Raw genomic sequence first — 14206 nt, 5'->3', positions numbered from 1 at the left:
ATGCGGTGTGTCAGGTACGCAACCGGCAGCTGAAGAAACGCGTTCGCCAGCAAGCTGGCGCCTACATTTTCTCCTGCCGCCGGCTCCTACAGATTCCGTCGCCAGCAAGCTGGTTCCTACAGATTCCGTAGGCCAGCTTGCGTCTTGTGTTCCTCAGTTAGTTTGCAGCTCGACCAGCACCGCCCCTTCCTTGACCATCTCGCCTTCTGCGCAATACAGCGCTGCCACGGTGCCCGCGGTGTTCGCGCGAATGCTGTGTTCCATTTTCATGGCTTCCAGCACCACCAGCGCTGTCCCAATCTCAACCTGCTCGCCGACGTCGACCAACACCCGAACGATACTGCCGTTCATGGGGGCACTGAGCCCGCCTTGATGCGCGTGGCTGGAATCCGCTTCGGCGATGGGATCGAAGTTGCGCACGGCGTGCATCTCACCCTGCCAGCGGAGGTAAAGCGTATCGGCCCTGCGAATGGCCAGCATTTGCCGGCGCACACCGTCCTGCTCGACCTCAAGGTGCTCGCCCGACAGCCGAACGCTGTGATGAGGGTCAACGCGTAGCGCCACGCTCCTGGTGTGCATCCCGCACACCAGGTTCAGCGTCGCCTCGCGGTGTCCGCCAAGGCGTAGCCCGTTCACCGACGACCAGGGAGAGTGCGCATCGTCCGCCCTGACCCGAGAGGGTGCGGTACTCAGGTAAGCCTGGGCTGCCAGCGGCCAGAACGCCTCAGCCAATTCGGCAGGCGGCGGGAGCAAATCTTGCTGATAACGGGGGATGAAGTCGGTGTCCAGCTCGGCATCGGCGAACGCAGGGTGCGCAATGATGCGGCGCAGGAAAGCGAGGTTGGTGCGCAGACCACCAATAGCGAACTCGTCGAGCATCGCCAGCAAACGCAGACGTGCTTCTTCACGGGTTTCGCCCCAGGCAATCAGTTTGCCGAGCATGGGGTCGTAGAACGGCGACACCTCATCACCTTCGGCCACGCCGCTGTCGACGCGCCGTCCCGGGCCGAGCGCAGATTCGCGGTACAGCGCGAGCGTCCCGGTTGCCGGTAGAAAGTCGTTGGCGGGGTCTTCCGCATACAGTCGCACTTCGATGGCGTGACCCTTCAGCGGAACCTCGGCCTGGGAGATCGGCAACGACTCGCCCTGCGCCACGCGGATCTGCCATGCCACCAGGTCCAGGCCAGTGATCGCTTCGGTGACGGGGTGCTCGACCTGCAGGCGCGTGTTCATCTCCATAAAAAAGAACTCGCCACGCGCATCCAGCAAAAACTCCACCGTGCCGGCACCGACGTAGCCGATTGCCTGAGCAGCCCGCACGGCCGCCTCACCCATTGCCTGGCGCATCTGCGCGGTCAGCCCGGGTGCCGGCGCTTCTTCGACGACCTTCTGGTGACGGCGCTGAATAGAGCAGTCGCGCTCGTTGAGGTACAGGCATTGGCCGTGCTGGTCGGCGAACACCTGGATCTCCACGTGGCGCGGCTTGAGCACGTATTTTTCGACCAGCATGCGCGAATCGCCGAACGACGACAGCGCCTCACGCTGCGCCGAGGCCAGCGCATCAGCCAGATCCTCATCGCGCTCGACCACCTTCATGCCTTTGCCGCCGCCGCCCGCCGTGGCCTTTAGCAGCACCGGGTAACCGATTCGTGCAGCGGCTTCGCGAAAGGTCGCAGCGTCCTGGGCATCGCCGTGATAACCGGGTACCAGCGGGACGCCAGCAGCCTCCATCAAGGTTTTGGCAGCGGACTTGCTGCCCATGGCGTCGATCGCCGAGGCGGGCGGGCCGAGAAAAACGAGCCCCGCAGCCTCGACGGCGCGAGCAAAGCCGGCATTTTCGGAAAGAAAACCGTAGCCCGGATGAATCGCCTGAGCACCGCTGGCCCTGGCAGCCTCGATCAGTGCATCGATCTGCAGATAGCTCTCGCTGGCCTTGCTGCCGCCAAGGTTGACGGCGATGTCGGCCTCGCGCACGTGTCGCGCGTTGCAGTCCGTGGCGCTGTGCACGGCAACCGTGGTGAGGCCCATGGCCTTGGCGGTGCGCATGACCCGGCAGGCGATTTCACCGCGGTTGGCGATCAGCACCGAACTCAGCTGTTTAGTGTGCAGGACGCTCATCACTGCGGTTCTCCCTGGGGGCTGCGCGGGCCCGGCAGAATGTCCGCGCCTTTTGAAGTGGAGGGCTCGCCGCGCCACGCGGGTTCGCGTTTTTGCAAGAAGGCGCGCAGACCTTCCTGGCCGTCGGCGCTGACCCGGATGCGCGCGATGGCGTTTTCGCAATAGCGGCGCAGGGCAGGGGTCAGCTCCCCGTCGGCCACCTCGCGCAGCAGATCTTTGCTGACGCGCATGGCTTGGGGGCTGTTGAGTAGCAGGTTGGCAATCCAGGCGCCCAGCTGCTGCTCAAGTTCGGCAGCAGGGAAGCAGTCCGCCAACAGGCCGATTTCCCGTGCTCGCGTGCCATCGAAGCGTTCAGCCGTCAGCGCGTAGCGACGTGCATGGCGTTCACCAATGGCTTGCACCACGAAGGGGCTGATCACCGCAGGCGCGAGGCCGATCTTCACTTCTGACAGGCAGAACTGCGCGTCCTCGGCGCCAATGGCCATGTCGCAGCAACTGATCAGGCCCAGCGCGCCGCCGTATGCCGCGCCTTGCACCACGGCCAGGGTCGGCGCCTTGAACTTGGCGAGGTTGTACATCAGCTCGCCGAGTTCACGGGCGTCGCCCAGGTTGGTGTTGTAGTCAAGATTGGCCGACTCCTGCATCCACACCAGGTCGGCGCCGGCGCTGAAGTGCCGGCCACGGCCGCGCAGGACCAGGAAGCGCAGGCTGTCGTCCTTTTGCAAACGGTCCAGCGCGATGATCAGTTCGCGGATCATCTGCGCATTGAAAGCATTGTTCTTCTCCCGGCGGTTCAGCCAGAGCGTGGCGAACCCGCGCGGGTCGCGAACAATATCGAGTGTGGCGAAATCGTTCATGGGGCAATCCTTGGTCACATCCGGAACACGCCGAAGCGCGTCGGTTCGATGGGAGCGTTAAGCGACGCGCTGATGGCCAGGCCGAGAATCTCGCGCGTCTGCGCCGGGTCGATAACGCCGTCGTCCCACAGCCGTGCACTGGAATAAAAGGGGTGCCCCTGATGCTCGTACTGATCCAGGATCGGTTGGCGCAACGCGCTCTCTTCTTCAGCGCTGAACGCCTGGCCGTTGCGCTCGGCCTGCTCGCGCTTGACCTGCACCAGCACGCCCGCCGCCTGTTCGCCACCCATCACGCCAATCCGGGCGTTAGGCCACATCCACAGGAAGCGCGGGTCGTAGGCGCGGCCGCACATGCCATAGTTACCGGCCCCAAAACTGCCGCCGATGATCACCGTGAACTTCGGCACCCTGGCGCAGGCCACTGCCGTGACCAGCTTGGCGCCATGTTTGGCAATGCCGCCGGCTTCGTATTTCTGGCCAACCATGAACCCGGTGATGTTCTGCAGGAACAGCAGCGGAATGCCGCGCTGGCAGGCCAGCTCGATGAAGTGCGCGCCTTTTTGCGCGGCCTCGGCGAAAAGGATGCCGTTGTTGGCAAGGATGGCGATGGGGTAGCCGTGCAGATGAGCGAAACCACACACCAGCGTAGTGCCGAACAGGGCCTTGAATTCATCGAAGCGCGACCCGTCAACCAGCCGCGCGATGACTTCGCGCACGTCAAACGGCTGCTTGGCATCGGCGGGGATGACGCCGTACAGCTCGTGGTCGGGGTACAGCGGCGGCATGGGCGGGCGGGTTTGCAGCTGACCGAGCTTGCGCCAGTTCAGGTTGGCCACGCAGCGCCTGGCCAGCGCCAGCGCGTGGGCATCGCTGTCGGCGTAGTGATCGGCCACACCCGTGACCTTGCAATGCACGTCAGCCCCGCCCAGGTCTTCAGCGCTGACCACCTCGCCCGTTGCCGCTTTCACCAGCGGGGGGCCGGCAAGGAAGATCGTCGCCTGCTCGCGCACCATGATGGTTTCGTCGGCCATTGCCGGTACATAGGCGCCACCCGCGGTGCACGAGCCCATCACGACGGCGATCTGCGCGATGCCTTCGGCGCTCATGTTCGCTTGGTTAAAGAAGATTCGGCCGAAGTGCTCACGGTCAGGGAAGACCTCGTCCTGGCGTGGCAGATTGGCGCCACCGGAATCCACCAGATAAATGCACGGCAGACGATTTTGCTGCGCAATCGCCTGGGCGCGCAGGTGCTTCTTCACCGTCAGCGGGTAGTAACTGCCGCCCTTAACCGTCGCGTCGTTGGCGATGATCATGCATTCCACGCCTTCGACCCGGCCAATGCCCGCGACAAGGCCGGCGGCGGGCACGTCTTCGCCATATACGTCATGGGCGGCGAGCTGGCTGAGTTCCAGAAACGGCGAACCGGTGTCCAGCAGGTGATTGATGCGCTCGCGGGGCAGCAATTTACCGCGCGAGGTGTGGCGCTCCTGCGCTTTGGCGCCGCCACCGCGTTGAACGTGTTCGAGTAGATTGCGCAGCGCGTCGAGCTGTTTGCGCATGGCCGCGTCGTTGCTGGCGAACTCCGGGGAGCGCGGGTTGAGCTGGGTGTGCAGAGTGGTCATAAGGCCTCCGGCGCTGTCAGCGGGTCTCGTTGAACAGTTCGCGGCCAATCAGCATGCGGCGGATCTCACTGGTGCCGGCGCCGATCTCGTAGAGCTTGGCGTCGCGCAACAGTCGGCCTGCCGGAAATTCGTTGATGTAGCCATTGCCACCAAGGATCTGGATGGTGTCCAGGGCCATTTGGGTTGCCCGCTCTGCGGCATACAAAATCACCCCGGCGGCGTCCTTGCGCGTGGTTTCTCCGCGCTCGCACGCCTGGGCCACGGCGTAAAGATAGGCGCGGCTGGCGTTCAGCTGCGTGTACATGTCGGCGACCTTGCCCTGGATCAACTGGAACTCGCCGATGCTTTGACCGAATTGCTTGCGGTCATGAATGTACGGCAGCACCACGTCCATGCACGCCTGCATGATGCCGACCGGACCGCCCGAGAGCACAACTCGCTCGTAATCGAGGCCGCTCATCAGCACCTTGACGCCGCCATTCAGCGCGCCGAGCAGGTTTGCTTCAGGCACTTCGACGTCGTCGAAGAACAGCTCGCAGGTGTTGGAGCCGCGCATGCCCAGTTTGTCGAATTTGTTGCCGCGCGAAAAACCGTGCCAGTCGCGCTCAACGATGAACGCGCTGATGCCATGGGCGCCTTTTTCCGGCTCGGTCTTGGCGTAGATCACGTAGGTGTTGGCATCCGGCCCGTTGGTGATCCAGGTTTTGCTGCCGTTGAGCACGAAGCGGTCTCCGCGCCGGTCAGCGCGCAGCTTCATCGAAACCACGTCGGAGCCGGCGTTGGGTTCACTCATGGCCAGCGCGCCAACGTGCTCGCCGCTGATCAACTGGGGCAGGTAGCGGGCTTTCTGTTCAGGGGTGCCGTTGCGGTTGATCTGATTGACGCAGAGATTGGAATGCGCGCCGTAGGAAAGCGCTGCGGAGGCAGACCCACGGCTGATTTCTTCCATGGCAATCACATGGGCCAGGTAGCCCAGGCCTGCGCCGCCGTATTCTTCGTCGGCGGTAATGCCCAGCAGTCCCATGTCGCCGAACTTGCGCCACATGTCGGCAGGGAAGAGGTTGTCTTTGTCGATCTGTGCAGCACGTGGAGCAAGCTCGGCGGCGACAAATGCGCGGACTTGGTCGCGCAGCATGTCGAGGGTTTCGCCGAGGCCGAAATTGAGCGTGGGGTAATTCATGGACGGCATTCCCGTTGTTATTTTTGTAGGCAGTCAAATCGAGCGTTGGGGTGTCACCTTTACGTTAACGTAAACCTGCGGGCGCGTAGCTGTCAACGTGTTGCTGTAGGGCAACCTTGAGGGTAAAGGGGAGGGCTGTTGACGGAGGGTATTGGCGGAGGACGAACAGCACGAAGGGGAGCCTGGGCTCCCCTTCAAGTAGTCATTGCATGCTCTTTTTTATTTTCAGGTGGCCTGTTGTTATTTTTGGCAGCCAGCCTTTTTCCTTTTATGAGCGTCCCCCATCCGGGGCCAAGAGCAAACGTATTTTTTTGAGCGCTGATACACCTCGATCTTTCGATCCAATCCGCCTGGTCGCTGTCTGGGGACAGTTTTATTGTTCTCGGTCGGTTGTGAGGCTTGTGCCTCAGGTAAAGCGATCCACTCCAAAAAAATCTGTTAGCTGCGTCTCTGTCCGTGTTGTTCTTGTTATGTCAGAGCCGATACGTGTTGTTTTTATTGGGATGTTGCTGCTGTTATTTTTATTGTACGTAAGAGATAGCAGAAGCCATGCCAACTTTTAACGGGTCCCGGATTTACCGGCTTTGCGGGCTTCACCGGGCTGGGTTCAAGGGTGAATCTGTCGCCAGGTGTTTCCGTGTTACCCGTTTCCCTGAACGCGATGGCGGGCAGGGTAACACTGTGTGACAACTTGTCGCACATCAAGCCGACAGACGTGCTTTCGCGACCCGGGAACCGTTTGCCCGACCCAGGGTGTCGCTGATGCGTTGGCCGGCGGCAATGAGCTTGTCCAGATCGATGCCGGTTTCAATGCCCAGACCGTTGAGCAGGTAGACCACGTCCTCGCTCGACACGTTGCCGGTCGCGCCTTTGGCGTAGGGGCAGCCGCCGAGACCGGCAACAGAGCTGTCGAAGACCTGAATGCCTTCCAGCAGGCTGGCGTAAATGTTGGCAAGGGCCTGCCCGTAGGTGTCGTGAAAATGCCCGGCCAGCTTGCCGCGCGGAATCTGCCCGGCCACCACGTCAAACAGCGCACGGGTGGCACTCGGTGTACCGGTGCCGATGGTGTCGCCGAGGGACACTTCATAGCAGCCCATGGCGTAGAGCTCGTTGGCAACTGCGGCCACTTGCTTGGGTGCGACGTCACCTTCATATGGGCAGCCCAATACGCACGAAACATACCCGCGAACGGTAATGCCATGCAGTCGCGCGGCTTCCATGACCGGTAAAAAACGATCCAGGCTTTCGCTGATCGAGCAATTGATATTGCGTTGGGAAAAAGCTTCCGACGCAGCGGCGAACACCGCCACCTCCTGGACCCCGGCAGCCAGCGCGTCCTCGAAACCGCGCAGATTGGGCGCCAGTGCCGCGTAGGTCACGCCCGGTTTGCGTAGTAGCCCGGCGAACAGTTCAGCGGAGCCGGCCATTTGCGGCACCCATTTTGGCGACACGAAACTGCCTGCCTCGATATAGCTCACGCCAGCCTCAGCCAGGTTGTGCACCAGCTGCAACTTGTCGCTGACGCTGACGGGTACGGCTTCGTTCTGCAGACCATCGCGGGGCCCGACTTCGACCAGGCGGACGCGCTGAGGGAGGGACATATCGACACCTTATGAAAGATTGGGCGTTAAGTTGGCAGGCTATCTCGCTGATTTATAGGGACTTCGATAGCTCTGCGTTGCAGCGCTCTTCGGCGGTATCCAGTTCAAGCTGCATTTGCTGAATGTCCAGCAGCTGTTGGTCAAGCTGGGCGCGTCGCTCGGCAATCTTTTCGAGCATGGTGCTGAGCTGCTTGTGGTTGCCACCTGCCGGGTCGTACAAACCGATCAGCTCGCGACACTCCGCGAGGGAGAAACCAATGCGCTTGCCCCGCAGAATAAGCTTGAGGGTGACTTTGTCGCGCGGCGAATAGATGCGCTCAAGCCCGCGTCGTTCCGGACTGAGCATGCCTTGTTCTTCATAGAAGCGGATGGTGCGGGTGGTGATGTCCAGCTCGCGAGCGAGGTCGGAGATGCTGTACGTGGTGGTCATGGCAGTGCTCGATACGGAAGGCATGCGCGTAACGTAAGTTGTGCTTTACGTTAACGTCAAGCAGTCCCTCAACGCTTGAATCTTCTTCCCGGCTGAAGCCGGTCCCACTAACAGACCGCGTACATCCGTTGGTGCTGGCTGGAACGCCGGATTGTGGGACCGGCTTCAGCCGGGAAGGCGTCGGCAGTCACGCCGAGAAATTGAGGGTGTTCACACCGGCATCTTCCCGGCTAAAGCCGGTCCCACTGGACGCCTGCATTTTCAATAGTGGGACCGCATATGTCCGTTGGTGCTGGCTGGAACCTCGATCGTGGGACCGGCTTCAGCCGGGAAGGCTTCGGCAGTCACGCCGAGAAATTGAGGGTGTTCATACCGGCATCTTCCCGGCTAAAGTCGGTCCCACTGGATGCCTGCATTTTCAATAGTGGGACAGCATATATCCGCTGGTGCTGGCCGGTCCCACTAACAGAATGCCTACTGACTCTCCCGCAAAAGCCTACTTACCCGCGGCCTCAAGGGTCTTGCCCAGCTTGCGTTCCTGCGCGGTGACCAATTGGCAAAGCTCGATGATCTGCTCGCGCATCCAGCGGTTGGCCGGGTCCTGGTCGGTGCTTTCGTGCCAGTAGAGGTGCGTTTCCACGGTCGGCACGTCGTTCACCGGCAAGTACACAAAATGCAGATCGTTGCGCCGGGCGAAGCGCTCGGGGACGGTCATGACCATGTCGGTCTGTTGCAGCACTTGGGAGGCCATCAAGTAGTGCTGCGAGCGCAGGGCCACTTTGCGCTGAATGCCCATCTTGCCAAGCGCGAGATCGACATAACCCAGCCCGCTGCGGCGGCTTGAAATGTGAATATGCGCGACGCCAAGGTAGTCATCCAGGCTGATCGCCTCTTTGCCTGCCAGCGGATGACCCCGGCGCATGGCGCACACGTATCGGTCTTCCATCAGCTTGACGTGACGCACCTGCGGGTCGGTGTTGAGCGGGGCATCCACGGCAAAATCCAGACGCCCTGCAGCAAGCTCCTTGGTGGTTTCGCGACGCTTGGACAGAAAGCTTTCAATGGTCACGGTGGGCGCGAGACGGCGCAGACGCTGGAAAAGCGCGGGCAAGATCACCGCTTCGGTGAGGTCGGTCATGCTGATGCGGTAGTTCTTGCTCGCCTGCAGCGGATTGAAAATCCTGCTCTCTTGCACCGACACCCGCAGCAGCGACAGCGCATTGCGCACCGGTCCGATGATGTTCTGCGCCATCGGCGTCGGCACCATGCCCTGGGCGGTGCGCACGAACAGCGGGTCGTTAAACGTTTCTCGCAGCCGCGCCAGTGCATTGGACACGGCAGGCTGGGTAATGCCGACGATCTGTCCGGCGCGGGTCAGGTTGGCCTCGGTATAGATGGCGTCAAACACAATGAAGAGGTTGAGATCGACCTTGCTCAGGTTCATGGCGGTGCGCCTCGGGCAGTTCTTGTTGTTAGGAATGCGCCGATCATATATCGGTTATGAATGTTTATACACGCCGAGAATAGGTTAGATAAATGGGGAAGGCTGCTCTAGCATCGGATCACGACCTGACAACACCTCACAGAAGGCAGCTGCCCAATGGATTTTGCTTACTCCCCCAAGGTTCAGGAACTGCGCGAGCGTGTGACGGCTTTCATGGACACGTACGTGTACGCGGCCGAGCCTGTCTTCGAGCGGCAAGTGGCTGAAGGCGATCGCTGGCAGCCGACGGCGATCATGGAGGAGCTCAAGGCGCAGGCAAAAGCGCAGGGCCTGTGGAACCTGTTCCTGCCCGAATCCGAACTCGGGGCCGGGCTGACCAACCTGGAATACGCGCCGCTGGCCGAAATCATGGGCCGTTCGCTGCTGGGGCCCGAGCCCTTCAACTGTTCTGCGCCGGACACCGGCAACATGGAGGTGCTGGTGCGGTATGCCAGCGAAGCGCAGAAGCAGCAGTGGCTCGAACCTTTGCTGCGCGGCGAGATTCGTTCTGCTTTCGCCATGACCGAGCCGGATGTCGCGTCATCAGACGCGACCAATATGGCAGCGACCGCTGTGCGCGAGGGCGATGAGTGGGTGATCAACGGACGCAAGTGGTGGACGTCCGGGGCCTGCGATCCTCGCTGCAAGATCATGATCTTCATGGGCCTGAGCAATCCGGATGGGCCTCGTCACCAGCAGCATTCGATGATCCTGGTGCCCACGGACACGGCCGGGGTGAAAATCGTGCGGCCGCTGCCGGTGTTCGGCTACGACGATGCGCCCCACGGCCACGCGGAAGTGCTGTTTGAAAACGTGAGGGTGCCGTACGAAAACGTCCTGCTGGGTGAAGGCCGCGGCTTTGAAATCGCCCAGGGTCGTCTCGGCCCGGGTCGGATTCACCACTGCATGCGTTCGATCGGCATGGCGGAGCGTGCGCTGGAATTGATGTGCAAGCGCTCTGTGCAGCGCACCGCGTTCGGTCGGCCTTTGGCAAAGCTCGGTGGCAACATCGACAAAATTGCTGACTCACGCATGGAAATCGACATGGCTCGTCTGCTAACACTGAAGGCGGCGTACATGATGGACACTGTCGGCAACAAAGTGGCGAAAAGCGAGATCGCGCAGATCAAGGTGGTGGCGCCCAACGTGGCATTGAAGGTCATTGACCGGGCCATCCAGATGCACGGCGGCGCCGGGGTGTCCGGTGACTTTCCGTTGGCCTACATGTACGCCATGCAGCGCACCCTGCGCCTTGCCGACGGCCCGGATGAAGTCCATCGCGCGGCCATCGGCAAATTCGAGATTGGCAAATATGTGCCTGCGGACATGCTGCGCAGCAAACATTCCTGAGCGGCAAAAGGTTCAGCGGTCCCGGAGACTTTCCGGGTAGCCGCTGAACGTCTGGGGTCATTCCAGCTCAAGCCAGATCGGCGCATGGTCCGAAGGCTTGTCCATCGAGCGCAGGTGGTAATCCACGCCAGCGGCTTTGATGCGCGGTTGCAGGCCGTGGGAGGCGAGGATCAGGTCGATGCGCAGGCCGCGCTTGGGTTCATCCTCGAACCCGCGACTGCGGTAATCGAACCAGCTGAACTGATCGACGACTTCCGGGTACAGATGGCGGAAGCTGTCCACCAACCCCCAGCTCTTGAGTTTGGCGAGCCATTCGCGCTCTTCCGGCAGAAAACTGCACTTGCCGGTTTTCAGCCAGCGCTTGGCATTGTCGGCGCCAATGCCGATGTCGCTGTCTTCCGGAGAAATGTTGACGTCTCCCATCACCACCAGTGGCTGGTCGTTACTGAACCTGGTCTCCAGCAGCTGTTGCAAGTCGGCATAGAAGCGCAACTTCGCCGGGAACTTGGTGGGATGATCACGGCTTTCGCCCTGTGGGAAATAGCCGTTCATGACGGTGACAGGGTTGCCGTTGCGGTCAGCGAACGCCCCCCATATGAAGCGACGCTGGGCGTCTTCATCATCGTTGTCGAACCCTTTGTGAATCGACAACGGGGGCTGCCGCGAGAGCAGGGCGACGCCGTAGTGGCCTTTCTGCCCGTGAAAATGCACGTGGTAGCCCAGCGCTTCGATATCGGCCTGGGGAAACTGCTCGTCGGAGACCTTGGTTTCCTGCAGCCCGATGACGTCGGGCTGGTGTTTTTCGATCAACGCCGCCAGTTGATGCGGTCGGGCGCGAAGACCGTTGATATTAAAAGACACAATTTTCATGGGCGGCGGTCCTGGCAAAAACAAACGGCGATGCTAGCTGACCTGCCCGGCAACGGCCAGTGTCGGCTGTTTCCCGCGGCGTCTAAGGAGCCGGCAACGTGCATTCCTGAACCGAGGGCAAGTGACGGGAACTGCGCTCGCAAGCGGCGACTCGAAGCCTTGATGTCAACCACCCAGGCGGGCCGCATTTCGGCCCCGCCGGCGGCTTACCAAAAGGACGATTACCATGCCTGAAATGGCCAGCGAAACGGTGCAGATCCGTGAGCTCGACAGCGGCTACTCCCGCGAAACCCGCACGCTGCTGTACCAGGCTTATCTAAAGGAGCCGAGCTTCGCTTACCTGTTCGAATCCGGTCGGCCCGGCTATGAGCGCCGTGTGAAAGCGACCATCCGTGCTTTGGTCAAAGAGCACTATTTTCAGGACATGCCGGCGTTGGGCCTGTTCGTGGCGGACCGCCTGGTCGGCGTGACCCTGATCGCACCGCCGCAACGGCGCCTGGGCATCACCGAAAGCTGGGCCTGGCGCATTCGTATGCTCATGAGCACCGGGCTGCGCTGCACTCAGCGCTACCTGGAGTATTACCACGCCGTGCTGGCGTGCCTGCCGACCGAATCGGTCCATGTGCTGCCGCTGTTCGGCGTACATCCCGATCTGCAGGGGCGACACTACGGGGAACAACTGCTGCAGGCATTGCACGACTGGTGCGCGCAGGACAAGAACTCGAAAGGCATCGTCCTCGACACCGGCAATGGCGATTATCTGGATTTCTATAATCGACACGGCTATCAGGAAATCGGTGAAGTAGAAGTAGGACCTGTCCGAGAACATATATTTTTCCACCCCAATCCCCAAGTTCCATTGGGTTCGGCGGCTTGAGCTTCACACGCTTGTCATTTTTCGCGGGTTTCAGCAGCCCGCTTCGCTCGTGTAGCATTCGCGCCTATGAAGTTTCCCTATCGCTACACCAGTGGTTTTGTCCTGATGTTGTCCAGCTGCGCGGCCTTCGCGGATGCGCAGCTGGAAGTTCGGATCAAGCCCTCCAACGCCGCACTCAAATCCAACATCGAAGGGTACGTGGGCAGCCTCGGCGAGCGCGACGAACCGGCGCTGGAGCGCTTCAGCGTCGGAGCCATCGAGCAGGCGCAAAAGGCCGCTCAGGCGCTTGGCTATTATCAGGCGCAGATAGACAGTGAAGTCCGCCACGTCGACAACAACCTGCAACTGCTGCTGAACGTGCAGGCCGGAGAGCCGGTTCACCTGCGCAATGTGTCCATACGCGTGACGGGGCAGGCCGCACAACTCAAAAGCTTTCGCGTGCCGAAAGGCGACGCGCTGAAATCCGGGGCCGTGCTCAATCACGGCGTCTATGAGGACGCCAAGCACCTGATCGAGACTCAGGCTGCGCGCTACGGCTTCTTCAGCGGCCGGTTTGTCACCCAGCGTCTGTCGGTGGACCCGCGCGCGGGCGTGGCCGACATCGAACTGGTCTATGACAGCGGCCCGCGTTTCTCGCTGGGCAAAGTGACATTCAGTGGCGACGCGCCGTTCGACGAGGAGCTGCTGCGGCGCATGGTGCCTTTCAAGCAAGACACACCCTATGACTCCGAGCTGATTGCCGAGCTCAATCAGGCCATGCAGGCGAGCGGCTATTTCGAAGGCGTGCGGGTCAATGCCTCGCCGACCGATGCACAGGCCCAGGTCATCCCGGTCGACGTGCAGTTGCAAACCCGCAAACCCCGAACCCTGGGGCTTGGGGTGGGCTACTCCACCGACGTCGGTCCGCGGGTCAAGGCCAACTGGACGCGCCACTGGGTCAATCCCCAGGGCCACAGCTATGGCGCGGAGGCCGAAATCTCGGCGCCACGGCAGAACGTCGGGCTGTTCTATGACATCCCGCTGGACCCGCCGCTCACCGACAAATTGCGGTTTGCCGGCGGTTATCAGTACGAAGAAATCGCCGACACCGACAGCCTAAGCAAACTGCTGACCGTCGGCCCCGAGTGGCACAGCAAACTGCCCAGCGGCTGGGAACGGGTCATTTCCCTGAAATGGCAGCGCGAGGAATACCGCCTGGGGGACGATTCTGGGCTGAGCACCTTGCTCATGCCGGGCATCAGCTATTCCTACCTGCGCAGCGACAACCGGATCGACCCACACAACGGTTATCGCCTGCAGTTCGACACGCAGGTGGCCAAGGAAGGCCTTGGCTCGGACGCCAACCTGTTGCACGGCACCGTGCTGCTCAAAGGCCTGACCACGGTCGCGCAGAATCATCGTTTCCTGGGGCGCGTGCAGGTCGGTGGCAGTGCCACCAACGGCTACAAGTCCATTCCGCCGTCGTTGCGATTCTTTGCCGGTGGCGACCAGAGCGTCCGCGGTTATGACTACCAGTCGCTGTCGCCCGAAAACTCCGACGGCGACAGGATTGGCGGCCGCTACATGATCGCCGGCAGCGCCGAGTATCAGTATTCCATCGCCGAAAAATGGCGGGTGGCGGCGTTCGTCGATCAGGGCAACTCGTTCAACTCCCTTGATTTGCCAAGCCTCAAGACGGGGGTCGGCATCGGTGTGCGCTGGGTTTCCCCGGTCGGCCCGCTGCGCCTGGACCTCGCCCATGCACTGGACGAAGAGGGCGGCATTCGCCTGCACTTCTCGATGGGGCCTGAACTGTGACAAACGGAGCTCTGGTGAAAC

At 61.5% G+C, this 14206-nt stretch carries 11 protein-coding genes; 3 read left to right on the top strand and 8 right to left on the bottom strand.

Annotated elements, in window-relative coordinates:
- Positions 1 to 153: 153 nt before the first annotated feature.
- The 7 genes from QRN48_RS07705 to QRN48_RS07675 all read right to left on the bottom strand — a co-directional run bounded on the left by QRN48_RS07705 (position 154) and on the right by QRN48_RS07675 (position 9252).
- Positions 154 to 2118, bottom strand: coding sequence for an acetyl/propionyl/methylcrotonyl-CoA carboxylase subunit alpha (locus QRN48_RS07705; RefSeq protein ID WP_285349832.1), 1965 nt, complete (start codon positions 2116 to 2118; stop codon positions 154 to 156).
- Positions 2118 to 2975 (bottom strand): gamma-carboxygeranoyl-CoA hydratase, encoded by an 858-nt coding sequence (locus QRN48_RS07700; RefSeq protein WP_285349830.1) that lies wholly within the window; start codon positions 2973 to 2975, stop codon positions 2118 to 2120. The genes QRN48_RS07705 and QRN48_RS07700 overlap by 1 nt, the downstream gene beginning before the upstream one ends.
- Positions 2976 to 2989: 14 nt before the next feature.
- Entirely contained in the window at positions 2990 to 4597 is a 1608-nt protein-coding gene (locus QRN48_RS07695) for a carboxyl transferase domain-containing protein (RefSeq protein ID WP_285349828.1), read from the bottom strand.
- Between the two features lie 16 nt (positions 4598 to 4613).
- Positions 4614 to 5777 (bottom strand): isovaleryl-CoA dehydrogenase, encoded by a 1164-nt coding sequence (locus QRN48_RS07690; RefSeq protein WP_285349826.1) that lies wholly within the window; start codon positions 5775 to 5777, stop codon positions 4614 to 4616.
- Positions 5778 to 6478: 701 nt separating this feature from the next.
- Positions 6479 to 7378 carry a hydroxymethylglutaryl-CoA lyase gene (locus tag QRN48_RS07685; RefSeq protein WP_285349825.1) on the bottom strand — a complete coding sequence of 300 codons (900 nt, stop codon included), beginning with the start codon at positions 7376 to 7378 and terminating at the stop codon, positions 6479 to 6481.
- A gap of 52 nt (positions 7379 to 7430) precedes the next feature.
- A complete protein-coding gene (locus QRN48_RS07680) occupies positions 7431 to 7808 on the bottom strand; it encodes a MerR family transcriptional regulator (RefSeq protein ID WP_285349824.1) in 378 nt (125 codons plus the stop codon).
- Positions 7809 to 8304: 496 nt separating this feature from the next.
- The gene (locus tag QRN48_RS07675; RefSeq protein WP_037010244.1) at positions 8305 to 9252 is read right to left on the bottom strand and encodes a LysR family transcriptional regulator; all 948 of its coding nucleotides are present in this window, start codon (positions 9250 to 9252) and stop codon (positions 8305 to 8307) included.
- A gap of 156 nt (positions 9253 to 9408) precedes the next feature.
- On the opposite strand from QRN48_RS07675, the gene QRN48_RS07670 reads away from it, so the two are divergent.
- Positions 9409 to 10641, top strand: coding sequence for an acyl-CoA dehydrogenase (locus QRN48_RS07670; RefSeq protein WP_037010243.1), 1233 nt, complete (start codon positions 9409 to 9411; stop codon positions 10639 to 10641).
- Between the two features lie 57 nt (positions 10642 to 10698).
- On the opposite strand, the gene xthA is transcribed toward QRN48_RS07670, so the two are convergent.
- The gene (gene xthA / locus QRN48_RS07665; protein ID WP_037010241.1) at positions 10699 to 11511 is read right to left on the bottom strand and encodes an exodeoxyribonuclease III; all 813 of its coding nucleotides are present in this window, start codon (positions 11509 to 11511) and stop codon (positions 10699 to 10701) included.
- 226 nt (positions 11512 to 11737) lie between these two features.
- Between xthA and QRN48_RS07660 the strand changes: the two genes are divergently transcribed.
- Positions 11738 to 12388 carry a GNAT family N-acetyltransferase gene (locus QRN48_RS07660; RefSeq protein ID WP_285349821.1) on the top strand — a complete coding sequence of 217 codons (651 nt, stop codon included), beginning with the start codon at positions 11738 to 11740 and terminating at the stop codon, positions 12386 to 12388.
- A gap of 66 nt (positions 12389 to 12454) precedes the next feature.
- Positions 12455 to 14185: an autotransporter assembly complex protein TamA gene (locus QRN48_RS07655; protein WP_285349820.1), complete on the top strand. Its 1731-nt coding sequence runs from the start codon at positions 12455 to 12457 to the stop codon at positions 14183 to 14185.
- Positions 14186 to 14206 lie beyond the last annotated feature (21 nt).

This window comes from Pseudomonas sp. ME-P-057 (assembly GCF_030208975.1).
Classification (GTDB): domain Bacteria; phylum Pseudomonadota; class Gammaproteobacteria; order Pseudomonadales; family Pseudomonadaceae; genus Aquipseudomonas; species Aquipseudomonas lutea.
The sequence above is the reverse complement of the archived record's forward strand: the minus strand, read 5'-3'. Positions and strand labels throughout refer to the sequence as shown.